The sequence below is a fragment of the Sulfurimonas xiamenensis genome (assembly GCF_009258045.1).
GTDB lineage: Bacteria > Campylobacterota > Campylobacteria > Campylobacterales > Sulfurimonadaceae > Sulfurimonas > Sulfurimonas xiamenensis.
In genome coordinates this window covers 540,420-566,379 of the sequence record NZ_CP041166.1, presented here as the reverse complement: position 1 = coordinate 566,379, position 25,960 = coordinate 540,420, and the positions used below count along the sequence as shown (strand labels likewise).

22 protein-coding genes and 3 tRNA genes are annotated in these 25,960 nt (G+C 33.6%); 12 read left to right on the top strand and 13 right to left on the bottom strand.

All coding sequences use genetic code 11. The features are described 5' to 3' along the window. Nucleotide 1 precedes the first annotated feature (1 nt). From FJR47_RS03000 to FJR47_RS02960, 9 genes are all read right to left on the bottom strand, one after another. Nucleotides 2-949, bottom strand: coding sequence for an AAA family ATPase (locus FJR47_RS03000; RefSeq protein WP_152298991.1), 948 nt, complete (start codon nucleotides 947-949; stop codon nucleotides 2-4). 138 nt (nucleotides 950-1,087) lie between these two features. Continuing rightward, nucleotides 1,088-1,705, bottom strand: coding sequence for a penicillin-binding protein activator LpoB (gene lpoB, locus FJR47_RS02995; protein ID WP_152298990.1), 618 nt, complete (start codon nucleotides 1,703-1,705; stop codon nucleotides 1,088-1,090). Next, nucleotides 1,678-2,085, bottom strand: a complete 408-nt coding sequence (locus FJR47_RS02990; protein WP_152298989.1) for a YcfL family putative periplasmic lipoprotein — start codon at nucleotides 2,083-2,085, stop codon at nucleotides 1,678-1,680. Before FJR47_RS02990 ends, lpoB begins: the two co-directional genes overlap by 28 nt. Nucleotides 2,086-2,094: 9 nt before the next feature. Further along, on the bottom strand, nucleotides 2,095-3,522 hold the full coding sequence (locus FJR47_RS02985; protein ID WP_152298988.1) for a COG3014 family protein: 1,428 nt from the start codon (nucleotides 3,520-3,522) through the stop codon (nucleotides 2,095-2,097). Next, nucleotides 3,512-4,408 carry a hypothetical protein gene (locus tag FJR47_RS02980; protein ID WP_152298987.1) on the bottom strand — a complete coding sequence of 299 codons (897 nt, stop codon included), beginning with the start codon at nucleotides 4,406-4,408 and terminating at the stop codon, nucleotides 3,512-3,514. Before FJR47_RS02980 ends, FJR47_RS02985 begins: the two co-directional genes overlap by 11 nt. After that, complete coding sequence (locus FJR47_RS02975) at nucleotides 4,409-5,143, bottom strand: hypothetical protein (RefSeq protein ID WP_152298986.1); 735 nt, start codon at nucleotides 5,141-5,143, stop codon at nucleotides 4,409-4,411. Between the two features lie 48 nt (nucleotides 5,144-5,191). Next, nucleotides 5,192-6,295, bottom strand: coding sequence for a BatD family protein (locus tag FJR47_RS02970; protein ID WP_152298985.1), 1,104 nt, complete (start codon nucleotides 6,293-6,295; stop codon nucleotides 5,192-5,194). Beyond that, on the bottom strand, nucleotides 6,276-7,700 hold the full coding sequence (locus tag FJR47_RS02965; protein ID WP_152298984.1) for a VWA domain-containing protein: 1,425 nt from the start codon (nucleotides 7,698-7,700) through the stop codon (nucleotides 6,276-6,278). The genes FJR47_RS02970 and FJR47_RS02965 overlap by 20 nt, the downstream gene beginning before the upstream one ends. Further along, nucleotides 7,697-8,620 (bottom strand): VWA domain-containing protein, encoded by a 924-nt coding sequence (locus FJR47_RS02960; protein ID WP_152298983.1) that lies wholly within the window; start codon nucleotides 8,618-8,620, stop codon nucleotides 7,697-7,699. Before FJR47_RS02960 ends, FJR47_RS02965 begins: the two co-directional genes overlap by 4 nt. Nucleotides 8,621-8,733: 113 nt before the next feature. Here FJR47_RS02960 and FJR47_RS02955 point away from each other — a divergent pair. The 3 genes from FJR47_RS02955 to FJR47_RS02945 all read left to right on the top strand — a co-directional run bounded on the left by FJR47_RS02955 (nucleotide 8,734) and on the right by FJR47_RS02945 (nucleotide 11,783). After that, a tRNA-Lys gene (locus tag FJR47_RS02955) sits at nucleotides 8,734-8,809 on the top strand. A gap of 118 nt (nucleotides 8,810-8,927) precedes the next feature. After that, nucleotides 8,928-9,002 (top strand) — tRNA-Glu (locus FJR47_RS02950). Between the two features lie 138 nt (nucleotides 9,003-9,140). Beyond that, nucleotides 9,141-11,783 (top strand): diguanylate cyclase, encoded by a 2,643-nt coding sequence (locus FJR47_RS02945; RefSeq protein ID WP_152298982.1) that lies wholly within the window; start codon nucleotides 9,141-9,143, stop codon nucleotides 11,781-11,783. 7 nt (nucleotides 11,784-11,790) lie between these two features. Here FJR47_RS02945 and FJR47_RS02940 read toward each other — a convergent pair whose 3' ends face one another. From FJR47_RS02940 to FJR47_RS02925, 4 genes are all read right to left on the bottom strand, one after another. Beyond that, nucleotides 11,791-12,417, bottom strand: coding sequence for an energy transducer TonB (locus FJR47_RS02940; RefSeq protein ID WP_152298981.1), 627 nt, complete (start codon nucleotides 12,415-12,417; stop codon nucleotides 11,791-11,793). A 211-nt stretch (nucleotides 12,418-12,628) separates the two neighbouring features. Beyond that, nucleotides 12,629-13,804, bottom strand: a complete 1,176-nt coding sequence (locus tag FJR47_RS02935; protein ID WP_152298980.1) for an ammonium transporter — start codon at nucleotides 13,802-13,804, stop codon at nucleotides 12,629-12,631. A 163-nt stretch (nucleotides 13,805-13,967) separates the two neighbouring features. After that, nucleotides 13,968-14,306 (bottom strand): P-II family nitrogen regulator, encoded by a 339-nt coding sequence (locus FJR47_RS02930; protein ID WP_152298979.1) that lies wholly within the window; start codon nucleotides 14,304-14,306, stop codon nucleotides 13,968-13,970. 178 nt (nucleotides 14,307-14,484) lie between these two features. Then, nucleotides 14,485-15,738, bottom strand: coding sequence for an ammonium transporter (locus FJR47_RS02925; protein WP_152298978.1), 1,254 nt, complete (start codon nucleotides 15,736-15,738; stop codon nucleotides 14,485-14,487). Nucleotides 15,739-15,905: 167 nt separating this feature from the next. Here FJR47_RS02925 and FJR47_RS02920 point away from each other — a divergent pair, with 167 nt between their 5' ends. The 9 genes from FJR47_RS02920 (at nucleotide 15,906) to FJR47_RS02880 (ending at nucleotide 25,946) form a co-directional block, all read left to right on the top strand. Further along, the gene (locus tag FJR47_RS02920) at nucleotides 15,906-17,891 is read left to right on the top strand and encodes a recombinase (protein WP_152298977.1); all 1,986 of its coding nucleotides are present in this window, start codon (nucleotides 15,906-15,908) and stop codon (nucleotides 17,889-17,891) included. A gap of 129 nt (nucleotides 17,892-18,020) precedes the next feature. Continuing rightward, nucleotides 18,021-20,501 carry a DNA gyrase subunit A gene (gyrA, locus tag FJR47_RS02915; RefSeq protein ID WP_152298976.1) on the top strand — a complete coding sequence of 827 codons (2,481 nt, stop codon included), beginning with the start codon at nucleotides 18,021-18,023 and terminating at the stop codon, nucleotides 20,499-20,501. 314 nt (nucleotides 20,502-20,815) lie between these two features. Further along, nucleotides 20,816-21,850 (top strand): aspartate-semialdehyde dehydrogenase, encoded by a 1,035-nt coding sequence (locus FJR47_RS02910; RefSeq protein ID WP_152298975.1) that lies wholly within the window; start codon nucleotides 20,816-20,818, stop codon nucleotides 21,848-21,850. 3 nt (nucleotides 21,851-21,853) lie between these two features. Beyond that, nucleotides 21,854-22,372 carry a YqhA family protein gene (locus tag FJR47_RS02905; protein WP_188093743.1) on the top strand — a complete coding sequence of 173 codons (519 nt, stop codon included), beginning with the start codon at nucleotides 21,854-21,856 and terminating at the stop codon, nucleotides 22,370-22,372. A gap of 25 nt (nucleotides 22,373-22,397) precedes the next feature. Further along, nucleotides 22,398-23,429: a uroporphyrinogen decarboxylase gene (hemE, locus tag FJR47_RS02900; protein ID WP_152298974.1), complete on the top strand. Its 1,032-nt coding sequence runs from the start codon at nucleotides 22,398-22,400 to the stop codon at nucleotides 23,427-23,429. Then, complete coding sequence (locus FJR47_RS02895; protein WP_152298973.1) at nucleotides 23,430-24,362, top strand: radical SAM protein; 933 nt, start codon at nucleotides 23,430-23,432, stop codon at nucleotides 24,360-24,362. 57 nt (nucleotides 24,363-24,419) lie between these two features. Next, a tRNA-Asn gene (locus FJR47_RS02890) sits at nucleotides 24,420-24,494 on the top strand. 169 nt (nucleotides 24,495-24,663) lie between these two features. Beyond that, nucleotides 24,664-25,221: a DUF1007 family protein gene (locus tag FJR47_RS02885; protein ID WP_152298972.1), complete on the top strand. Its 558-nt coding sequence runs from the start codon at nucleotides 24,664-24,666 to the stop codon at nucleotides 25,219-25,221. After that, nucleotides 25,218-25,946, top strand: a complete 729-nt coding sequence (locus FJR47_RS02880) for a nickel/cobalt transporter (RefSeq protein WP_152298971.1) — start codon at nucleotides 25,218-25,220, stop codon at nucleotides 25,944-25,946. Before FJR47_RS02885 ends, FJR47_RS02880 begins: the two co-directional genes overlap by 4 nt. Nucleotides 25,947-25,960 lie beyond the last annotated feature (14 nt).

Sequence of the window (25,960 nt, the reverse complement as noted above, 5' to 3'; positions counted from 1 at the left end):
TCTACGGTATTGCTACAGTTTCAAGCACTTTTTGTATAATCTCATCAGTTGTAATGCCCTCTGCTTCGGCTTCATATGTAAGCACAATACGGTGTCGCATAAGCTCTTTTGCGATATAGGCAACATCCACAGGCGTTACAAAATCCTTACCTCTCATAAATGCCATCGCTTTTACCGCCTTAAACATATCGATGCTTACACGAGGTGATGCTCCAAACTGTATATAGTCTTTAATCTCATCAAGTCCATAAAGATGAGGATTTCTTGTAGCATTGACAAGCTCAATCATATACTCCTCTACCTGCTCATCGATATGTATACTCTTTACAGCTTTTTTTAGCTCCTTTAAATCCTCATGCGTTATTACGCTCTCTATTGTTTCAAAGTTGCCGCTTGATATTCTTCTTGCAATCTCTAACTCCTGCTCTTTTGTATTGTAATCAACAACAAGTTTAAGCATAAATCTATCAAGCTGGGCCTCTGGAAGCTGATAGACTCCCTCCTGCTCAACAGGGTTTTGAGTAGCCATAACAAAAAACGGCGGTTCAAGTTTAAATGTAGTATCACCAAGAGTTACTTGTTTCTCCTGCATTACCTCCAATAATGCAGACTGAACTTTTGCCGGAGCACGATTTATCTCATCAGCCAAAAGCAGGTTTGTGAAAATTGGACCCTTTTTTATCTTGAAGCTGTTGTTTTGAGGATCATATATCTCAGCACCCAAAATATCTGAAGGAAGTAAATCGGGGGTAAACTGAGCTCTTTTAAAATTAAGTCCCAGACTTTGTGCCAACGCATTTACGGTTGTAGTTTTAGCAAGTCCGGGAACACCCTCTATAAGAATATGCCCTTCACACAAAAGAGCAATAAGAAGAGAGTCTATCATCTTCTCCTGTCCGACAACTACCTTAGAAACCTCTTTTTTAATCAACTCTATTTTAGAAATCATTTATTTCAAACCTTATTTGATAAATTGATATTTTATCGTCAGAGTATAGCAAAAGGGTGTTAATGATTGATAAAAAAGTGTGTGAAAAAATATAAAAATTAAAGAGCAGACAGAACTATCTGCAAACTGCTCTTTATATTACCATGCAACAGATTTATTGCTGCCTCTTTTGGCAACGATACGCTCGTCTTCCCAAAACGCCAAACCTGTTTTAATATCCGTAAGCGAGAGTTGAAAATAGTACTCAACTCTTTGAGTTTTACTGTCCACTCTGATATTTCTTTGAAGAATTTTCCCTGAAAGGCTTAAATCAGGTGCAATCATTTCGCCTTTGCCGGCAACTGTTTTTTGGTCAAACTCCACATTGCCTCTCAACTCCTCTCTTGTCTGCATAGACATAGGGTCTTCTGCACCGCTTACGCCCACAGCCGTTGTTACAACAACCTTGCCGCTTTGAAGAAGTCCTACACGAATTTTTTTAATAAGCTGATCTGTATCGATATGCTGCATCGTATCATTAATAATGCGTGAGATAACCAAAACATATCGTTCGCCATCTTTTTTATCTACAGCACCCGAAGCAAGAAGTGACTCTATCATATCCTGAGCAGCCCCTTGAAAGTCTCTATAATCAAGACTCATTACCGCTTCACCTTTGTCATTTTCAATATCTATATTTGTAGTTTTTGTCTCACAACCGCCAAATATAACTCCGACAACCGCTAAAATTAATGTCCATCGTATTGCTCTTCGCATATTACTTCCTTCTCTTTTTTTATATATAAACGAAATGTAGTCGCTTTTGTATCCGGTGATGTTGCATTGATGTAAAACGGCTGTTTGGCATAAGCCGGAACCGTGTTCCATTTTGAGAGTATACTCTCTATCTTAAAGCCATCTTTATCAAACCAAACAATACGGTATTCAAGGACTTGATAAGTGCCTGATTTATTCTCACCGCTCACTTGAGCCTGCATAAAACCGTCAGCTCTCTTGCGACCTTTAATATCTTTTATAATTATATCACTACTGCTGCAGCTGCTTATAACTTTAACAATTGAATCTTCCGGCTCGGGTGACTTACTGCACCCCGTCATAGAGAAGAGTATCAAAACAATCAATCCAACTAATCTCATCTATACTCCTTAAAAATTTATAACATTAACACTCGGTTTTGACATAGCTTTTGGTATTCTAACATAAACAATAGAGTGCTTTACATCTTTATCAATATTTATATCTATATTATGAACTCCTGTTCTTAACAAAAGCTTATTACTCTCTGGTATTTTAACTTTTACAACTTGAAAATCTTTAGGTAAAGTATTCCAGCTTCTAATATCTGCACGGTTTGTTAAAAGCTGAAACACTGCGGTGGCCAATCCAAGGTATGGATTCTCATCACCCGCCTGATATTGTGCATATGTTTTAAGCATTGCAGAAAATATTGCACGCGTTAAAATATCATTATATATATAATTAAACTCTGTTTGTATAACACGATTCATATCGCTAATAACCGATGTTTTATCAAGTAATTTGCCTTGAGAAAAAACAGCTATATTTTGTGTTGCTTGTTGTCGTTTTTGCAATTTTGGCAGTGCTATACCGGTGTAGATAAGCTTATTTGAGGCTAAAAATATTGGAATATTTATTTTAAACTCTTTTTTAATTGGACCTAAACCATTTTCATATATTATCCATACAAATCTATCTTTAGGAAGTTTCCCTAAAAGTGCATTTTCAACCATTTCAAAATCAGATTCTACTGTTTTATTATGAGGTGACATACCGTAAGCCTCTTTTAAAAGAGAGGATGCTTTTGCATAATCACCCTCTATTGCAAAAAAGAGACCTGCCAAATATGTAGTAAAAGGGTTTATAAAATCGGGGTATGCTTCAAACTGCTCAAGAGTGGAATAATTTTGTCTAATTATACTTTTTATCTGTGGATTATTAAGTGTTTTATCAAATGCATCTGATCTCTGTTCCCTCTTTTTCTCGGCTATAGCATCTTTTTGCTTGGCGATTAACTCTGCATATGTCTCTTTTGCACGGCGCTGACGCTCAACAGCACGGTTGAGCTCCACTCGCGCCTGCTCAAATTTTTTAAGAGCCATATAGTCGAGTGATTTATATGTATTTACCATCACTGCTTCAGAAATGGAAGCATGATAATCTATTGCCATATCATTTAGCATAAGACTTGCAATATAATCACTTGTATTTGCGGAGAGTGTCTTTTTATGATGAAATTTGATAATATCTTCAGACGCATCAAGCATTTTAAGACTATTTTTATACTCTTTTGCAAAAAAGTAACTGTTCCCGGCTTGAAGAGCAGAAAGAAGATTTGCCTCGTCAAGCTTTGATTTTTCATCTTTATCCCCAAGCGCAATTTCTGCCGACAATCTATACTCACCCGCAACAAATTTTTCATAACTTTGCGCACAACTGCCAACATCCACTCCTATGGAGTTTGCCAAGTTTGCCACACATCCTGTAAAAAACACAGAAGCAAAAATAAAAAGCGCTCTATTTAAAACTTTTAACATATTATTTTTATATCTCATCTTTTCTTACAATCCATATATATAACTCACAACTTTTAGGATCAAGCCAGATATCTTTTTGCTCTACAGAAATCGATTTAGCCTTGCTTCTAATAACAGCTGATGACTCAAATATTTCTCCAGATATCTCATCATCTACTATTTTTAAGAGTTCATGCTCTGATTCTATCTGCATTTTTTTATCTTTTAAAAGAGATGATTTTGCCAAAACCGATGCGGCCTTTTTTTGTTCTAAAAAATTCATTCCCTCACTTTTTTCTGCAATTCCGACAGAGCCAAATACTCCGTTTTGGTTTGGCCTAAAAAACCATACAGGCTTATTTTGAAAAAGAGCACTTTTTGTATTGATTGTTTGAAGTATCTCTGTTGAATAGCACTTGCTTTTTATAAGCTCATCCTTTTTAAATGGACGAGTCGACAAAGAAGGAATTGAGATTTTATCCTCTTTAGTATTTGAATTTCTACCGATTATTTTATCAATTCTTTCTTTTGAACTCTCTACTAAAATGTAGAGTTTTCGCTGTGAATCAAAATATGCATCTACTTGGTATGATTCGCTCAAAAACACTTCAGAGAGAGCACTGATTTTATCTCTAAATTTATTTGAAATCTCAGTACCATTTACTTTTAATTCACTCTCCAAAGAGGATGTTATATAGGAGCGTATATTATGCGCCAATTGACTTTTTGCCTCATTAAGAGCTTCTGCTTGCTGTGTATAAACCCCTTGAAAATTGACTTCGCTTGTGCCAACTGCCTGTGTTAAAGAGTGATTATTCACCCATAAAGGAAGCTCTTCTTGCTCTTTTGGTTTTGGCTCCAGTGAACATCCGCTTAGATAGTAGAGTAAAAATAGCAAAAAAATTCTATATAAAAAGCTTCTCATTTACTCTTCTCTATAGAGTGTTCCTTTTGCAACTTCTATCCCCTCCTCGTCCAGCTGCATAAAGAGAGACTGCGTATCATTTACTTTTTTTAGCACTACAAATAGCTTGTCTGTACATCTTTGCCACCCGTAATTAAGCTTTTGACGAAACTTAATCATTGTCGAACTCTTTTGCTGAACAATCAAATCTCCGCCGCAATTTGAAGCAATATAGTTTATGGTCGCTTTTCCGGAATTAGTTATCTTTACAATAACATCACTGCTGCTCCCTCCACTTTTCATAATAAAACCCTTCCATGTGCCATAAAAACCTTGTTTTATCTGAGCAATTTTATCATCTATGCCATCTATGCTAAACCCTTCACTCTCTCTTTGCATAGCCATATTTTGCAAATCTTCATCCGTAGCAAAAGCCTCAATGGTTACGACAATATCACCGAATTTTTCTCCGTTTCTAAATTTCGGTTCGCCTTTAATGCGTACAATGCCGCTTGATTCTTCTCGTATAACATCATCCAAAATCTTTCCGTTAAACATTACAGTCTCAGAAGTTAAAAATTCACCGTAAATCTCTTTTGCAGCAGCACTTTTTGCTTCCTGCAGAGCAATCTCTTTTACCTGAACAAACGATTTTTCAGGATAGAACATCTGATTTATAGTAACTGTTTTAACAACTGTTTTGTCTGCAAAAGCCAAAGCGAAAAAAAATGTAATGATTATAAATAAATATCTCACTTTTGCTCCTTTGTTTACATATTTTAAACAATTCTATTTAAAAAAGATTTAATCCAATATTAACCTCTTTGCATTCCTTAACGAAACAATTTTTTTTGCTTCTATATCTGAAATAGTCTTCTCATATTTTTTAGCGTTTTTTAAAACCAAAAGCACCATCAACTCATCCATTGATTTTGCTTCATCTATTTTTTGTAAAAATCTCTTGTCTTCACTCTCTTTAAAAGCTCTTTTTTTTATTTTTATTTTCCCCACAAAAAATCCTGTAATAAAAAAGAGAGAGAAATAAAGATAGTCGTAATTAAAAACAAATTTCTCTTTTTCTTCCTCGTCAAGAAGCTCCTCTTTACTAAATCCTTTTGCAACACTTATCTCTATATTATCAGCAGCCAGACTCTTTATCTTCTGCTCTTTAAGATTAAAATACTCAATCTCTATCTTTGGAATTATAAAATCTTTCTCTGAGACAAACGCAAATTTTTGACTCCATTCTCCATGCAGACCATCTTCATGCAGTGTTTGTCTCTGCGTAGGCTCTGCTGCAAAAATTTTAACACCCTCTATAGTAAATTCGATTGGTTTTATAGCTTCAAAATTGCCTACTCCATCAATAATAATCTGCATATGATAAGGCTCATAAGCCTTGACTTCAGGTTTGTTTGTTTTCACTTTTAGAGCAAAATCCCCCACTAAGGTGCTATTTGTCTCTTTTACATCAATTTTAAAACTTTTTTGTTTAAACTTCTTTACAAAAAAGTCCTCTTTTTGAACATTATCTCTGCCGATTACGGTATTTTCAATTGACTCTTTTGTCGTCTTTTTCATAAGAGCATCAAACTCAATGATAATCTCTCCCGTCTCTTTAGGATAGACTACAAACTCATAACTGTTTACCCTTTTTCCTTCGATAATGCTTTCGCTCTGGCGTAAATTTTTTACCGTATATTTTTCATACTCTTTTGCAGGGTTAAAATCTATGGTGTAAAGCTCTGAAGCATCACTAAATGTACAAACATATCTAATATAAACAGGCTCATGTAAATAAGCTGTTTTCTTACTTATTGTTGCACTCCATGTATATGTTGAAGCAAAAACTTCTGTATAAAAAAATAAAAAGAATAATAGAAAAATGTTACCAAGGTTTTTTCTCATCTACACTCCTTTTGTTTATAAGCTCATACTGTTTTGAACTCAGCTTTGCTTTGCCGCGGGCCAAGTTTATTGTATTTTGGGATTTTACCTCTTTTCCGCTATCATCAGCTCCGCTGCTTGCAGCCGCACTCACCTGCATATTGGAACCGCCGCCCTCTTTTTTATTTTTCTTACTCTGCTCTTTTTTTGCCAAAGCCGATCTTTTTTTTGCTTGCTGCTGTCCTGTGCTCATCTCTTTGTTCTCGCCAACATCTCGAATATACTCCAAATTTTCATCCGCCTCTTTTGAGTACATAAGCGTTAAAGATTTTATATACGCCTCTCTTGCTTTTTCAAACCGCTTAAGTCTTACAAGTGTATTCCCTATATTGTAAAAAATAATGGATTTTGTCTCACTATCACCCGATTTTACAACCTCAAAATTTTGCAATGCCTTTTCATACTCGCCGCTTCTGTAAAACTCTGTCGCCTTATTGAAAAACTCCATATTTTGGCTTGCATTCAGATGTACCCCAAAGAGAAGTAAAAAAGCCACAATAAATTTCTTAAGTGTTGTAACACTTACTAAAAAAGTGACAATTGCCAATGCGATAAAGTAATAAAAAAGCTCCAAATTTCTCATAATAGTTGTTTTACTCTCTTTATCTTTACTCTTTTGTGCATCAAGTGCATCAAGAAGCGTGTCCAGATCTTTTGTATAGACCCCCTTAGTAGCATCTGAAATCTCTTGAATCATACTGTTTTCTCTGCTTATAACAATATCTCCGAGTTCATCTTTTAAAAGTTCGCCGTTTTCAAGTTTAAGAGTAGAACCCATTTTGGAAGCGGTCATAAAAATATTTACAATCATATTATTCTCTTTTGCAAAATTTGCTTCGGCTTCATAACTAAGCTCGTCTCCTCCGTCGCTAAAGAGTACAACCGTGATTTTTTTTGCTTTTGACATTTTTCTAGCAAGTTGCAATGCGGAGATAATAGTGCTGCCTTTGGTGATAACAAACTTCTCATCAAGAGAACCAAATAGATGCATTAGAAGCTCTTTGTCTTCGGTCATTGGAGAGAGTATTATCGCATTTGTAGTAAATCCCAACACCCCAAAACGACTTTTATCTTCTACTTGAACCATCTCTTTTAGCTTCTCTTTTGCATAGAGAAGTCTTGTAGGTTTCAGATCTTCTCCCTGCATCGAAAAAGAGAGGTCCACGCCGATAATAATATCGCTTAGCATCTGTTTGGATTCTATGGGTTCTTGTTCGATAACCGGTCTTGAAAGCGCTATCACAATAAACATAAATGTTAAAATATATCCATAAAATGTTATGCGAAACTCTCTAAAATCTTTTTTCATAAAAAATGGCAAAATCAGAAGCAAAAGCCACAGATATTGAGGATATAAAAGAGTCATTTTTTTGCCTCTGTATAAAGTAGGTAAAGCAAAATACCTAAAGCAAAAAGAAGCAACACCCAGTAATAAAAATCTTTTAGAAGATACTCTCTGCTTTTTATCTTTGAAGACTCCATTGCATCAATCTCTTCATAAATGCTCTTTAGCTCTTTTGCCGAGTATGCACTAAAGAAAACTCCCCCGCTCTCCTTCGCTATCTTTTGCAAGAGCGCCTCATCGGCTTCACCTTTGCTGCCCATGCCAATCGTATGTATCTTTATATCTGCATCCTGCGCTAGTTTTGCAGCCTCTTTTGGAGAGATCTCACCGCTGTTATGTTCTCCGTCTGTTAAAAGAATTAGGATCTTTGATTTTGCGCGTGAGTGTTCAAATGCGCGCACACCCATCGCTATTGCATCGCCTATTGCCGTGTTTTGTCCTGCCATGCCATGTGAAAGATAACTAAGCATTTCAACAACTATCTCTTTCTCATATGTAATAGGAGAAGCGATAAAAGCAAAATCGCCAAATGCAACAACACCAACATTATCACTCTCTCTTTTATATATAAAATCTGAAGCAATTACCTTTGCAATCTCAAGTCTTGAGAGCCGCTTCCCTCTGCTTACTTCATCCTCCATATCAAACCCTGATGCATTCATGGAACCGCTTGCATCTATTGCCAAAAGTATATCTTTTCCGTGCCTGTTGAGCGGATTTATTTTATCTACAGCTATTGGAGAAGCAAGCGCAGTAAAAAGCAACAAAAATATAAAAATCTTCAAAAGCTGTTCAACCTTTAAAAAACTCTTTTTTGCAGATAAAAAATGCAGATGCACAAAATAGTTTGGTTTCTTATGCTCTTTGCATCTGTATATACAGTAAAGTGCCGGAAATAACAGTAAAATCAAGAAGGAGTATTCTAAACTAATATTATTCATTCTTATGTATTTTAACTAAAAAAATGTAAAATTTTTATATTTTTTAAATTTTTACTTGACATACAAGCTCTATTTCCCTATAATTCGCGTCCACAAACAATAAGTTTGTATCTGTCTTGTTAGCTCAGCTGGTAGAGCACGTCACTTTTAATGATGTGGCCGATGGTTCGAATCCATCACAGGACACCATTTATATAGACATTAATTTTTCTTTTATCAAGGAAAATTTGATTTTTTTAATAAGAAAATGTACATATGGTACATGACGAATGAAAAATTAAATTTGACGCAGAGAAAAATAAAATTTGGCCCCGTCGTCTAGCGGTCAGGATCCATGGTTTTCATCCATGTTACAGGAGTTCGATTCTCCTCGGGGTCACCACTTTTTATCTTCTAATTCTATATCACTATATTATGGCACTTTAAACTTCAATTGGCAATTTTAATTTACATTACAATCCATTGAAAATGATATAATCAAAATATTAATAAATTTTAGAATAAAAAAGAATTGTTTTTAATGCATAAAAAAAATATTATAAAGTATGTCCTTATTTTTATCTCTCTAAGTGCTGTTGCACTTTTTATCTCAAACTATCAATATAAAAACCATGAACAAGAAATTTTAAATCAAGAAAAAGATCTGCTCTCTATTACCTATAATACAATTAAAAAATCTTACAAAATACATTCAGAGATTTTTTTTATAACTAAAATCAACACCAAAGATATTCTTGATTTAATGAAAAAAGCAAATAGCACAGAAATAGATAAAAAAAACAGTGCAAGAGAAGAGCTCTACTCTTCATTATCTGATACATACAACTCTATGAAGCTTTTTAAAATCAAACAACTTCACTTTCATCTTCCAGACAATGAAAGTTTTTTACGATTTCACAGACCAAACAGATATGGAGACAATTTAACCGGTATAAGAGATACCGTTGCTTATGTCAATAAACATAAAGTGCCTGTATCTAGCTTTGAAGAGGGAAGAATTTACAACGGATACCGTTTTATATATCCTATTATTGAAGAAAATAGACACTACGGAAGTGTTGAAATTTCTGTTTCAATGCATGAAATCATTCAACATATAAAAAATGAAACTATTTCTGATGTGGAATTTATTATTAAGAAAAATATAGTTCAAAAAAAAGTTTTCGAAGATGAGAAAAAAAACTATGCTCAAAGTAAAATACATAAAGACTATTTTTATGAAAAGAGTATCTCAAATAAAGAGAGTGCGCTTATCAAAACTTTTACCGATTCATATCCATATCTTGGCAATAATATAAACAAAGGTTCCATATTTAATTTTTCTACAAACTATAATAATACTATTTATATAACAACTTTTATTCCAGTCTATAACACTCATTCAAGACAATATGTGGGCAATATTGTTATTACACGCCCTAATATATCTCTTGAATATCACCATAAAAAAAATATATTTATAAACATAATTATCATAATGTTCCTAGCGCTTTTGATATATGCATACTATAGAGTTGAAAAAAAGAATCAAGAGTTAAAGAAAAAAAACAAAACACTCAATAATATACAAGATATTGCAAAATTAGGTTCTTGGGAATTAAATGCAAAAACCAATAAAATAGAGTGGAGTGATGAAGTTTATAAAATTTTTGGATTTAAGCCGCAATCTTTTGAGTTGACATATGAAACTTTTCTTGAATTTATTTACCCAAAAGATAAAATTAAAGTAGATGAAATTTTTAAAAAATCAATAAAATTAAAAGAGACTTATCAAATCCAACATAGAATTATAAAATCTGATAAATCAATCGCTTATGTAAATCAAACAGGACATCATATATATGACCAAAAGGGTGCTTATATTTACACCATCGGAACGATACATGATGTTACAAGCATTATTGAATATGAAAACAAAATTAATTTTATAAAAAATGAATTAGAATCAATAGCAAATCATATTCCCGATATTTTATTTAGATCTAAAACTGATGACGCTATGACTATACTTTTTGTAAATAATGCTATTTATAAAATCACCGGGTACAAAGCACAAAGCTTTATACTAAACAAAGTTAGAAGCTATAGAAGTATCATACATCCTCAAGACAGAGAAAATGTCTATAAAGAGATCAAAAAAGCTTTGATTAAAAATCGTGACTACTCTATAGAGTATAGAATTTTAAACTCAATCGGTGATGTTGTATGGGTTCGAGAAAGTGGCAAAAAAGGTAAAAATGATGAAGGAATGGAAATAGTAGAGGGTATTATTACAGATATCACGCATCAGAAAAACAGTATAGACAAACTTAGAAAATTTATTGACATACAAGACAGTATAGTTATTTTGACAGATACAAAAAAAATTATTTTCGCAAATAAAAAGTTTTTTGATTTTTTTGGATATAAAAATCTAAAAGAGTTCAATAATAATCATAACTGTATCTGTGATATGTTTATAAAAGATGACACTTTTTTTCATCTAGAAAAAATCTCTCCAAAAGAGAAAGACTGGGTAAAAAGTATGCTAAATCTTCCGGGAAGAGAGAGAATCGTCTCAATGTCAAGCAAAAACAACAATCCTCATGCTTTTTCAGTCTCTATCAACAACTTTGATCCACAAATCTATATAATTAATTTCAGTGATATCAGCGACACAATGTTTGAAAAACTTCAACTAGAGAAAAAAGCTACTAGAGATCAGCTTACAAAAGCTTATAATAGAACATATTTTGATTCTTCAATTGAAAATATAATTAAAAACAATGAAAAACTAAATGGAAAAACAGGTGTTATACTACTGGATATTGATTATTTTAAAAAAATAAATGACAACTATGGACATAACACCGGTGATGAAGTTTTAAAAACTTTAGTTAAACTTTTAAATCGTTTGATTAGAAAAGATGATGTTTTAATAAGATGGGGCGGTGAAGAATTTATTATAATTCTTTATGCTAAATCAATTGAAAATGTATTAAAACTAGCAGAAAAATTAAGATATGCCATAGAACATCATAAATTTGCAAACATTCCAAGTGTTACATGCAGCTTCGGCATCGCACTGCATAACGATGATGACACAATTAAAGAAACCATAAATAAAGCTGATCAAAAACTCTATGAAGCTAAAAACAGAGGTAAAAATATAGTTGTATCATAAAAAGTTATTAATTTAAATGATAGTTTATAGGAATATTTAAAATAACTTCTTCACTCGGTTTTGGAAATTTTTCTGAGAGTTGTTTAATAGTTTCTATTGCGGCTTTACTAAGAACATCGCTACTTGACTCAACAACTTCAATATTATGGACAACAGCATTTGTATCTAATGTAAATTTAACAACAACCAAGCCCGTAGTGCCTCTTCTTCTTGCACTTGCCGGATAGTAAAGATTATCTTTTAATAATTGTGCTATTTTTTGTATATTTACTTTTATATACTTTTCTGTCAACTCTTTTTGCTGCAGTTGTCCATCTCCCTGCTTTGATTCAAACGCTTGTTTTTGAGCAACTTGTTCTTCTGCAACAACTTCTTGCGTGACTTCCTGGGTGATTTCTTTTTCTTCTTTAACCGGCTCGGCAACAGGATTTACATCTGCTACTTTTACCTCTTTTGGTATCTCTTTTTTTGGTTTTTCAACTTTTTTTTCTATCTTCTTTGGCTTTTCTACTTTTTTTTCTATCTTTTTTGGTTTTTCTACTTTTTTTTCAATTTTCTTCGGTTTTTCAATTTTCTTTGGCTCTTCAATTTTTTGTACTTTTTCAATTTTTTTCAACTCTTGTTGTTGAGGCACTCTTTTACCTAGCTCCATGTTACAAAGTCTTAAACAAACTCTGTTATGCTCTATTTTTTCAACTTTATTATAAGTTTCCCATGTAAAAAAAAGTGTTAAAAATAAAATAACATGAATAAAAAGAGATATAAAAAATGAACTGCTGCATCTAATCATAAAAGAAATAGTAACAGAAAATCTATTACTATTTTATTAAAATATTTTTAAAGTTTTATATAGCTCTTTTAAACTCCGGATAAGATTCAACACCGCACTCATTTATATCCATACCTATAAGCTGCGCTTCATCGTTTGCTCTAAATTTAAATAACCTATTTATGATGTATATAACTGCGAAAGAGAGTGAAAATGTAAAAATTCCAACAACAATTACTCCTTTGAGTTGAGAAATAAAAGAAACATTATCTACAAAAATTCCAACAGCCAAAGTTCCCCATATACCATTTACCAAATGTACAGAGAGAGCTCCTACAGGATCATCTAATTTAAATTTATCAAATACCGCCACTGCAAAAACTACTAAAGCGCCACCTACAAAACCTATCAAAATAGGTGTATACATATCATAAAGATTTGGAGCAGCAGTTATGGCAACCAACCCCCCTAAAGCTCCGTTTAAAATCATAGTAATATCAAAAAGTTTATATTTGATATACATTATAATTCCAACAATTATAGCGCCTGCAAGACCGGCGGTATTTGTATTCATAATTGTTTTTGCAACACTATTTGCATTTTCTACACTAGAGATTGAACCGATACTCCCGCCGTTAAATCCAAACCATCCGATCCAAAGCAAAAGAGCCCCAAGCACAACAAGCGGAATATTTGAAGCAGGAATAACTCTTATTTTTCCATCAATATAACGACCCTTTCTAGGACCCACAATAAATAACGCTGCTAAAAGAGCCCATCCTCCAGTTGAATGGATAACCGTTGAGCCGGCCAAATCATATATATCAATATCAAATATAGTTCCGGCAATTACATCCGCACCCCAGCTGATGTTTACTACAAGAGGATATATAACAGCGCCCATTACAACCGTAAAAATGGCTAAAGGAATTATGCGTACGCGTTCACTAACGCCGCCGCTCATAATATTTACTGTTTTACCCACAAAAGCCATCTGAAACATAAAAACAGCCCATATACTGCTTGAAACACTATCCCAATTTCCAAAAGCAAGTTTATAACCAACAAGTAAAAAAGCCAAAGAAGCAACCGCATAAATCATCACATTTGTCGTAAGAACTGCTGAAACATTTTTAGTACGAACCAAACCTGCTTCAAGCATAGCAAAACCAGGAACCATAAAAATAATTAGTGTCATTGTAAAAAGGGTAAAGAAAGTATCGAGAATATATTTAAAATCTGTCTCTAGCATATAATATCCTTTAAAATTTAAAAAAAATTATAGCTTAGAAACAGCGTTTATTATTTTTTCATTGATTAATTTTTAATCAATTTTTTTCAGACAAAAAGTTGCTAGAGATGTTTAACTTCTATCCTTAAAATGGATAAAATCCGCTCTAACAGGATTAGGTTAGTTATATAGCTTCGCTGTCTGTTTCACCCGTACGAATACGAATTATTTTTTCAATATCTGTTACAAAGATTTTTCCATCACCTATTTTTCCAGTTCTAGCAGCCTCTACGATAGTATTTGTCACCTCTTCAACACTATCATCTTCGACTACCATCTCCATCTTTATTTTCGGAAGAAAATCCACAACATATTCGGCACCGCGATAAAGTTCGCTATGCCCCTTTTGGCGACCATAACCTTTTACTTCACTTACAGTCATACCTGTAACCCCAATTTCAGCCAAAGCATCTTTTACATCTTCTAATTTAAATGGCTTTATAACCGCTTCTATTTTTTTCATAACAATATCTCCAAATTAAGTTTAAAATTGTAACCATTTTTATGGTTTTAATCAACAAAAATCCAATTTTACATTTTTTGTAATTCTCTAAAAACTCCGTTTTTTCGTAGCTTTAGGATGTTGTAGGGACAAATTGTCCCTGTCATTAAAATAGATGAGCTCATTTTAATGTTAGACATCAAATATTTAACGCCTTCTCTCCATGAAGAGTTTCATCAAGCCCTATGCTTTCGCTCTCTTCATCAACTCTGCCACCTCCTGTCAGCTTTGAAGAGACAAAATAAACGACTGCAGTTGCAGCAGCACTATAAACTATTGTCAAAGAGATAGCTTTTAGCTGATTTATTAGCTGTGAAGCCATATTATACTCCGCAGGCATTGCATAAGATGCTATAAACAGTGCTGTAGCAACTGACCCCCAGATACCAACTAAACCATGAATCCAAAAAGCATCCAGCGCATCATCAACTTTAAACATATTTTTAAGTTTTGTAACGCCAAAAAAGCCAACAATACCACCCACTAAGCCGATGATAATAGCACCTTCTACACCGGCACTTCCAGAAGCGGGAGTAATTGCAACCAAACCTGCAACAGCACCTGATGCACCTCCAACTATGGTAGCTTTTTTATAAATCAGCCACTCAGTTATAACCCAGCCTATAACACCGAGTGATGCAGCAACATTTGTAACCAAAAATGCGGATGCGGCAATACCGTCTGCAGCCAACTGAGATCCTGCATTAAAACCAAACCATCCAAACCAGAGCAGTGCCGCACCAAGAGATACTAAAATCGGAGAAAAAGGTTTTATAGCAACTTTACCGTAATCTTTTCTTCGTCCAAGTATCAAAGCTACTACCAAACCTGCGACACCTGCATTAAGATGAACAACCGTTCCTCCCGCAAAATCCATTTCATTAAAATGCAGAGTCTCTCCTCCACCCCATGCCCAGTGAGTAATCGGTGCGTAAACAACAATTATCCATAAGGCTGCAAATAAAATATAAGTAGAAAACTTTACTCTCTCTATCATAGAACCGCTTGCAATTGCAACTGCAATCGCCGCAAAAGTTCCTTGAAAAGCCACAAAAAGAAGTTCAGGAATAGTTCCGCTTAATGTATCAGAAGTAATCCCGGATAAAAGCACCTTGCCGCTGCCAATGATATCACCTTCTCCAAAAGCAATGGAGTAACCGACTAAAATCCATACCAATGTTCCAACAGCATAAGCACCCAAACTCATGCTTATAGTATTAAGCACATTTTTAGAACGAGTCAAACCGCCGTAAAAAAGTGCCAATCCAGCCGGAGTCATAAGCATTACAAAAGCAGTAGCAACAAGCATCCAAGCAGTATCTCCGCTACTTAACAACTCATCTGCAAATGTCAATGAGGGGAGCATCAATAACATAAAAATGTATCTCTTCATTTTTTATCCTTTATAGTTAAAGTTTTAAAATTATACACCTATAAAAAATTAAATAATCAATTTGTTGATTAATTTTTAATCAAAACAACATTTTACTAATTTTAATATAGAATTATCTTTTTTTATTTTATAATGAAGACTATTATAGCTTTTTAGAGGGATGTTTAATGGAAAGTATGCTTGATTCTTTAGTTAAAAATTTAAAAAGCAGTGATTTGTCTATTATTGAAAAATTGACATATATTATTGATTTTATAAGACCTGCTGATGTAAATGATATTGATAACTCCATTAAAAAAATCCATCAAATTGTTAATTACTTAAATAATAACACTAAAACAGCTGATGATTTATCTGCTTGCGTAAACAGATGGCTGATAAAATCTAGAATTTCAACAAATATCTCAAACTTAGGCATTTTGTCCAGAGATGGATTTTTACATGAACTTAATAAGCGTTTTTATAATAAATTTCTGCCTTCGCCCCCAAAAGAAGGGGATTTTAAATACCTCTTTGCAACACTTTTTTACAAAAACAATGATCATATATGGGTCAATGCAATTGAAAATGAAATCTGGATAGAGTTTTTTTCCACAATTTTATATAATAATGAGTATTCTCAAACAACAAAAGATTATCTTTTTGACGAGCTTCTATATGCTGTCGAAATCTTATCTATCTGGATAGCTTCTGAAGAGTTTGATGAAAACTTTATCAGAATAGACAGCTCTTTGCTCAATAAAGATTCTGCATTTATAGAGCTCCATAGAAGTATAAGCAGCTTTATCACAGTGATTCAAAAAGCAAAAATAGATATTAATTCAACTGAACTAGATTTTCAACATACTAAAGTTATATTAGAACAGTGTCATGATCAAGTCTCATTTTTAAAGAAAAAATCAATAAACAAAGGTATTTCCGTAGCTTTAACTTATGAACTTGAGAGATTAGAACAGATAATCCAAAGAGTAGAAGATATTCTTGAGCTTATCAAAAAATTTGATACCCCTGAATTTTACAACTCTCTTATAGAATTATTTAAAGAATCAGTTCAATACAATAGTAAAAAAAACTCTATTTATGACTTTTATAATCAAAACATTAAAATACTTGCAAAAAGCATCACAAATAATGCCAGTGAACATGGAGAACACTATATAACAAGTGATAAAAATGAGTATCTTAAAATGTTTTTCTCTGCCGCCGGCGCAGGAATTATTATAGCTATTATGGCACTTTTAAAGATAAATATTTATCAGCTAGATCTCTCTCTGTTTTCTCAAACTTTTCTCTCAAGTTTAAATTATGGATTAGGATTTGTGCTTATTCATATGCTGGGTTTTACCATTGCAACAAAACAGCCCGCTATGACAGCTTCTACATTTGCAAAAGCTATCGAAAAAGAGCAAAACAACAAAGCCAACCAACTCAAACTCGTTGAACTTATTTTTCAAGTAAGCCGTTCCCAATTTGCAGCAGTTATGGGGAATGTTATACTGGCGCTTAGCGTTGCTTTTGTAATTAGTTTTTTCTTCTTTTCCAATGATTTTAAAATACTCTCAGTAGAAGAGAAAATGTACTATCTAGAAGGCATAAAATCTTACTCTGCCCTTTTTTATGCAGCCATAGCAGGAATTTGGCTTTTTTGTTCAGGACTTATTGCCGGATACTTTGACAATAGAGCAAACTATCTCAATCTTAAGGAGAGATATTTTTACCACCCTTTTTTTAAAAAATACCTTTCGCCAAATTTAAGAGAAAAAACAGCTGAGTATTTATATGAAAACCATGGAGCAATGGCAGGAAATTTTTTCTTTGGTATTCTTTTAGGCATTACTCCGTTTTTAGGATATCTTTTCAATCTTCCTTTAGAGATAAGACATGTTGCTTTCTCTACTGCAAATCTTGGATACTGTAGTGCAGATTTTCTACTCTCTTTAAAAGACTTTTTTATTGCTTTTGTTTTTGTTTTTATGATAGGTTTTGTAAATCTTAGTGTCAGTTTTATTTTAGCGCTCAAAATATCTTTAAAATCAAGAGACGCCTATTTTGGAAGCGTTTTTTCATTTTTAAAACTCTTAGCAACTGAGTCTCTTAAACGACCTTGGGAATTACTTTTTCCTATAAAAAAGAGTGAAAAAACAAGCTCCTAAAGAAAAAATTCAAATGTTCTTCTTTTTCACAAAAAGCCTTTGTTTAAGAACTTTTACCGCTATTTTCTAATTTCTTAAGGGACAATAAGATATTATAAAAAGATTTTATTTTTAAACTAGGTGTTTTATATGAGCGATTTGCTAACTAACGATAATATACAAACTATAAACATTGAAGAGTCTCTTCAAAACAGCTATCTTGATTACTCTATGAGTGTAATTGTAGGTCGTGCACTTCCTGATGTTCGTGATGGACTAAAACCTGTTCATAGAAGAATTCTATATGCTATGGACAAACTAAATCTCTCTCACGGAGCAAAGTTTAAAAAATCCGCGCGTATTGTCGGTGATGTTATCGGTCAATACCATCCACACGGGGATACAGCTGTCTACGATGCTTTAGTTCGCATGGCGCAAGATTTTTCTATGAGAATGGAACTTGTAGACGGTCAAGGAAACTTTGGTTCAGTTGACGGAGACAGTGCAGCTGCTATGCGTTATACTGAAGCGAGAATGACAAAATATGCCGGTGAACTTCTTAAAGATTTAGAAAAAAACACGGTAAACATGATAGACAACTACGACGGAACGACAAAAGAGCCTGATGTTATGCCTACTCGCGTACCAAATATTCTTATAAACGGCTCTTCGGGCATTGCAGTCGGTATGGCAACAAATATCCCTCCACATAATCCAAAAGAGATTATGAACGGGCTAAAAGCACTTTTGGCAAACCCTAAAATTGAACTTGCTGAATTAATGAGGTATATAAAAGCTCCTGATTTTCCAACAGGCGGAACAATATTTGGAAAAAAAGGAATTATGGACGCTTATGAGACTGGACGCGGACGCATAAAAGTTCGTGCTAAAACTCATATTGAAAAAAAGGGAAATAGAGATGTTATCGTCATTGACGAACTTCCTTATCAAGTAAACAAAGCACGCCTTATAGAAAGTATAGCAAATCTTGTAAAAGACAAGATGATTGAAGGTGTATCAGAGATTCGTGATGAGTCTGACCGTGAAGGTATACGCGTAGTAATAGAGCTTAAAAAAGATGCAATGAGCGAAATAGTTTTAAATAATCTTTTCAAGCAAACAAGCATGCAGACTACTTTTGGTATCATTATGCTCTCTATCCTAAACCAAGAGCCAAGAATTTTCGGAATTATAGATATCTTAAAACATTTTATTAATCATCGTAAAACTATTATTATCCGCCGCACTATTTTTGATCTTGAAAAAGCAAAAGCAAGAGCTCACATTTTAGAAGGACTTAAAAAAGCGCTTGACATTATTGATGAGATTATCAGAGTTATTAAATCAAGTAAAAACATTGAAGATGCCAGAGATAATTTAGTCTCAGAATTTGATTTTACAACTATTCAGGCTCAAAGTATCGTTGATATGCGTCTTGGCAAACTAACAGGCCTAGAGCGTGAAAAAATCGAAAACGAACTTCGTGAACTTATTGAACTTATTGAATATTTAGAGTCGATTTTAAAAAGCGAAGAGGTACTACACGGAATCATAGATCAAGAGTTTGACGAAATTCTAACTATCTATACGGATGAAAGACGAACTGATATTGAAGATGATTATGATGACATAGATATTGAAGATCTGATTCCAAACGAGCCAATGGTTGTTACTATTACGCATAGAGGCTACATTAAAAGAGTTCCTTTGGCGCAGTACGAAAAACAAAAAAGAGGCGGAAAAGGCAAAACTGCAGTCACTACTTATGAAGACGATTTTATAGAGAGATTCTTTACATGTAATACACATGACACGCTTCTTTTTGTGACTGATCGCGGACAACTGCACTGGCTAAAAGTTTATAAAATTCCTGAAGGAAGCAGAACGGCAAAAGGAAAAGCTGTTGTAAATCTGCTTAATCTAGTAGCTGATGAACAGATTCAATCCATAAATCCTACAACAGACTTTAGCGAAGAGAAATCTTTGGTATTTTTTACAAAAAAAGGTATTGTAAAAAGAACAAACTTAAGTGAATTTTCAAATATCAGAAGCAACGGCGTAAAAGCTATCAGTCTAGATGATGATGATTCTATTATTACTGCTAAAATTGCAGATCAAAGCATTAAATATCTCTTTATCGTAACAAAACTTGCACAATGTATTAAGTTTGATATAAACAAAACACGCGATCAAGGCAGAAATACAAGAGGTGTTAGAGGCATTAAATTTAAACATGCTGATGATGAAGTTGTAGATGCAAATATTATTTCAAGTGATGAAGAAGAGATTTTAATAGTAAGCGAAAAGGGCATCGGCAAACGAACAGAAGCCGGTGAATACCGTTTAACAAATCGCGGTGGTTCAGGTGTAATCGCTATGAAAATTACTGCAAAAACCGGTAAATATGTAGTAGGATGTTTAATGGTCGATGAACGAATGGACATGATGGCACTTACAAAAGCCGGTAAAATGATAAGAGTTGATATGCAAACTATTTCAAAATCAAGCAGAAATACAAGTGGTGTCTATATTGTCAAAGGCGATGATGTAGCAAGCGTTTCTCGTTGTCCAAAACAGCCTATTGAAGAAGAGGATGATGATGACTCTTTGTTTGATACAGAAGAGTTATAACAATATTTATTTGCAAGTTCACCTGCATTAAATGCAAGTGAACTCTATATATTTTTACAAATTTTGCAATTTAATTCAAAGTCGATTTTAATGATAATTTTGTTATAGTTGCTGCTTAAAAAGATGGCTGTTTATATGTCAAAAATCTAAAATTTTTTAGTAAAAAACTACAAATAGTTAAAGATTATAACAATATGAAAGAATCTTTTAATATAAATACTTTAGTTACTGTTATCAAAAACTTTAGAATCTTCCCCTTAATATGGGTAAAACAAATTTAAAAAAATAAAAATTTATGAACTATAGGAGTAGGAATGTCAAAAAAATATAATGTGGCAGTTGTTGGTGCAAACGGAGCAGTTGGGGAAGAGATATTGGCAATTTTAAATGAAGTTAATTTTCCAATTAACAAACTTGTTCCACTTGCTAGTGCTAGAAGTGCAGGAACAAAGATAGAATTTGCCGGTAAAAGTATAATTATAAAAGAGTTGACTGATACTATTTTTGAAGAAGAAGAGGTAGAAATAGCACTTTTTAGTGCAGGAGGAAGTGTAAGCGCCCAGTTTGCTCCTGCCGCTGTAAAAGCCGGAGCAGTTGTAATTGACAATACTTCACATTTCAGAATGGATCAAAATACTCCGCTTGTTGTTCCTGAAGTAAATCCTGAAGATATTTCAAAATGGGAGAAAACCGGAGTTATTGCAAACCCTAACTGCTCTACCATTCAAATGGTTCAAACACTCAAACCTCTTGATGAAGCTTATGATATTAAAAGAATTGATGTAAGCACATATCAGGCAACCTCAGGAGCCGGAAAAAGTGCAATGGAAGAGTTAGTTACGCAAATGCATGACTTTTTTGCTTTTAAATTAGATCAAAGCGAGCATAAAGCATTTAAACACCAAATAGCTTTAAATGTTATTCCTCAAATAGATGTTTTTATGGAAAACGGGTATACAAAAGAGGAGATGAAAATGGTAAATGAAACAACCAAAATCATGCATAAACAGATTCCTCTAAGTGCTACCTGCGTTCGTGTCCCGACTCTTCGCGGTCATGCAGAAGCTCTTACTATTACTTTTGCGAATGAAGTTAAAGCAGATGAGGCAAGAGAGCTTTTAAGAAAAGCTCCAAATATTGTTATTTTAGACAATCCTTCAGAGTCTCTATACCCTATGCCTGCAATTTGTTTAGAAAAAAATGAAACTTTTGTAGGCCGCATTAGAAATGACAATTTTTCTAAAAATATGCTTCATCTTTTTATTGTTGCTGACAATTTAAGAGTTGGTGCTGCTACAAATGCAGTAAGAATAGCTCAAAAATGGATAGAGATGGAAGAGGAAAAGTAGACAATGCTGGAAAAAATGTTTGAAAAAAGTCTATGGGGTTCAAGATTTATCATAATTCTTGCTGTAGTCTTTGGTCTTGTCGGTGCTGTTTTACTCTTTTTGGTTGCTAGTTTTGACATTTACGAAACAGCAGCTTATGTTATAAACACATATATAACGCATGCTCATCCGGAACATTTCCATGAAGAAGTTGTAGGCGGCATTATCGGTGCAGTAGATCTTTATCTTATTGGTGTTGTAATGATAATTTTCTCTTTTGGTCTATATGAACTTTTTATCTCAGATATAGATCCTGCAAAAGATGAACATGGAGAAGAGAATCAACTTTTAGCAGTTCACTCTCTGGATCAATTAAAAGATAAAATATCCAAAGTTATTGTTATGGTTTTAGTTGTCGGATTTTTTCAAAAAGTCGGGCATACTACATATAGCGGTGCGCTGGATCTGCTCTACCTGGCTCTTTCAATAACAGCGGTTGCGGTTGGTCTTTACTTTTTAAGCAAAGTCGGAAAAAGTCACTAAAAATAAAATAATATCAAGGATTAAAATGAGTAAAATATTTGTAGACGCATGTTTTGGAAAAGAGACTCCGTACACTCCGGTTTGGATGATGAGACAAGCAGGCCGTTATCTTCCAGAATATATGAAAGTGCGCGCAGAAGCAGGAAACTTTTTAAATCTTTGTCATGATCCAAAAAAAGCTTGCGAAGTAACACTTCAGCCAGTTGATATTGTCGGTGTTGATGCCGCTATTCTTTTTAGTGATATATTGGTTGTTCCAAATGAGATGGGAATGGATTTGGAGTTCATAAAAGGCGAGGGACCAAAATTTCATAATCCTATTAAAAATGAAGCTGACTTAAATAGACTTATCGGCGGCAAAGAAGCTGCATCTAAACTGACTTATGTTTACGACACTATTAAACTTATAAGAGAAGAATTAGCAGATGACAAAGCCCTTATCGGTTTTACGGGTGCTCCTTGGACTCTGGCAACATATATGATAGAGGGAGAAGGTACAAAAACTTACAATATCTGTAAAAAAATGATGTACTCAAATCCTGAACTTTTGCATAAAATCTTAGCAAAAGTAACTGAAGTTGTAAAATTTTACATGGAAAAACAGATCGAATCGGGCATAGATGTAGTTCAAATCTTTGACTCATGGGCAGCTGCAATTGAGCCTTCTAAATATGATGAATTTTCTTGGAAATATATGGTAGAAATTGCAGACTATTTAAAAGCAAAATATCCTCATATTCCTATTATTATGTTCCCTAAAGGTATCCCTGCATTTTTAGATAAAGTATATGGAGAGTTTGAGGTATTTGGCGTTGACTGGTCAACTCCTATGGCTTTGGCAAAAGAAAAATTGGGTGAGAAATATGTTCTTCAAGGAAACATGGAGCCATGCAGACTCTATTCAAAAGAGGCAACGACCGAGTGCGTAGAAGCGCTGCAAAACATCATGGGCGGAAAAAGACATATCTTCAACCTAGGTCACGGCATCCTTCCCGATGTTCCTGTTGAGAATGCAAAACATTTTATAGCTGAATGCCACAGAGTCAGCAAAAAATAAGTGAAGACTATTTTTGGTCCCATAAACTCAAGAAGATTTGGTTCTTCTTTGGGTATAGATCTCTCCCCTGCTCTAAAACAGTGCAATTTTGACTGCCTATACTGCGAACTAGCTCCAAGTGCAACAACCGATATACAAAAAAAAGTAGTAGAAGTCTCTACGATAATTAACGAGTTAAAAGAGCATCTAAACGACAAAATAGATGTCATAACCATAACTGCAAACGGTGAACCGACTCTCTACCCTTATCTCGATGAACTTATTGATGAAATAAACAAAATCAAAGGCAATGCACAAACGCTTATCCTAACAAACAGCGCAACACTTGTTGATAATAAAATTTTCAATTCACTTCTAAAACTTGACCAAGTTAAACTCTCTCTTGATGCAGTAAGTAAAAATGTTTTTAAGAGAATAGACAGACCGCATGCAGGCATAGAGATAAAAGATATCGTTCAAAAAGTGATAGATTTCTCCAAGGCTTTCAAAGGAAAACTCTTCATAGAAATACTCTTTGTTCACGGTCTAAACGACACACAAGATGAGATAAAAAAACTAAACGAAGTTCTACTGAAACTTGATGTGAGCAGAATTGATTTAGGCACAATTGACAGACCACCTGCCTATCCTGTAAGCGGACTTAGCTACAAAGAGCTGCATGACGCTTCACTGCTATTTGACTCTTCTCTGCCCATCCATATAGCCTCAAGAGTTCATGCCGAACCAAAAAAAGCTAACTATAGTAACGAAGATATTTTAAATACACTAGATAAAAGACCTCTAACAATAGATGATATCAACCTGCTTTTTGATGAAGAGAGCAAAAAAAGGCTCAACAATCTGCTTTCAAACTCAAAAGTGGTTATAAAAAAAGTGGGAAATTTGGAATTTTTCATCCTAAATGAAAACGAAAAGCGAAAACGCGCAAAGTAGCATAAAAAATCTTGACTTTTTAAAACTCATTAAGTATAATTCCGACCTATCAAATATTCCGGATTAGCTCAGCGGTAGAGTAGGTGACTGTTAATCACTTGGTCACTGGTTCGAATCCAGTATCCGGAGCCACTCACTTCAAAAGTCTTATTTTAGGCATCTTCAAAGCTTTTATTTTTCATGCTAGCTATATGGTAACTAAAATATATCTATATGAACATCACTTGTTACAATCGATTATTATTATCAAAATATAAGTTTTTTTTAGTTAGCATTTAAAACAAAAAAAATAAAGGCTGTTATGAAGTATATAGTTATTTTATCATTTTTATATACTCTATTATTTAGCCATCCTCATGTATTTGTAGATGTTAAATTTGATATAGTCATAAACCAAAATAGTTCAGATATGGATGTGTATTGGTATTTTGATGAGATGACTTCAAATCTTTTACTGATGGATTTTGATCAAAACAGAAATAATAAACTAGAGAAAGAAGAGATAGCTTTTTTAAAACAAGAATCATTTGACAACTTAAAAGAGTTCAACTACTATATCTCCCCGCATCAAAAAAACAAAAAATTAAAATTTTCAGAGCCGCAAAATTTCACAGCCTATATAGAAGGGGCTAAACTTGTATATAAATTCAGTATTTCAACGAATATAGATTTATCAATAAAAGAGCTTAAGATAGGCTGTTTTGATGAAGAAAATCTAACTTCTTTTCATCTTAGCGAAGATATAAAAATAAAAATTAACCATGAAAATATAGATCTTTCTTCTGTAGATTCTAAACTAGAAGACAAAGATTACTATATCGCAGATATGTTGATTGTCAAATGGAGAGGAATTAAATGAGTGAAATTTGGGGAAAATTTATTTATGAGATAAATAGTTATCAAAAAATATTAAATACAAATATAGCATCCTCTTTTAAACAGGTAGATGAAGCAGGTATTTATGGCTCACTCACCATTATAGCTATTGCTTTTGTTTATGGCATAGTTCATGCGGCCGGACCTGGTCATGGCAAAGCAATAGTAGCTTCATATTTTTTATCTCAAGGCAGAAGGCTTATAAGCGCTTTTAAAATGGGCTATCTTGTTTCAACAATTCATGCTTTATCAGCTTTAATCCTAACATTTTTAATCTACTATTTGGTAGATGGTCTCTTTTCTAGAACATTCAACCAAAGTGTGGATATTATGTATAAAGTTTCCGGAATATTTATTATTTTTGTCGGACTTTATTTAATCTATGAATTAAAAAAAGAGTGGAATACTTATGAAAAAATAGAAAAAACAAAAGATAAAAAGTCATATATTGTAGCGCTCTCAGTCGGCATAGTTCCCTGCCCCGGAGTTATGACTGTTCTTTTTTTCTCTTTAATGATGGGACATCTTGTAACCGGTATTTTGGCGACCATAGCCATGAGTATAGGAATGGGGCTTACTATATCGCTCACAGGAGCTTTAGCCATCAAAAGTTCTCATATAGCAAAAAACAATTCAATTATTATCAAGATACTTCAAGTATTATCTCCTTTTTTGGTACTCTGCATAGGAGTGTTCCTTGTTTTGTAACAATATAAACAAAA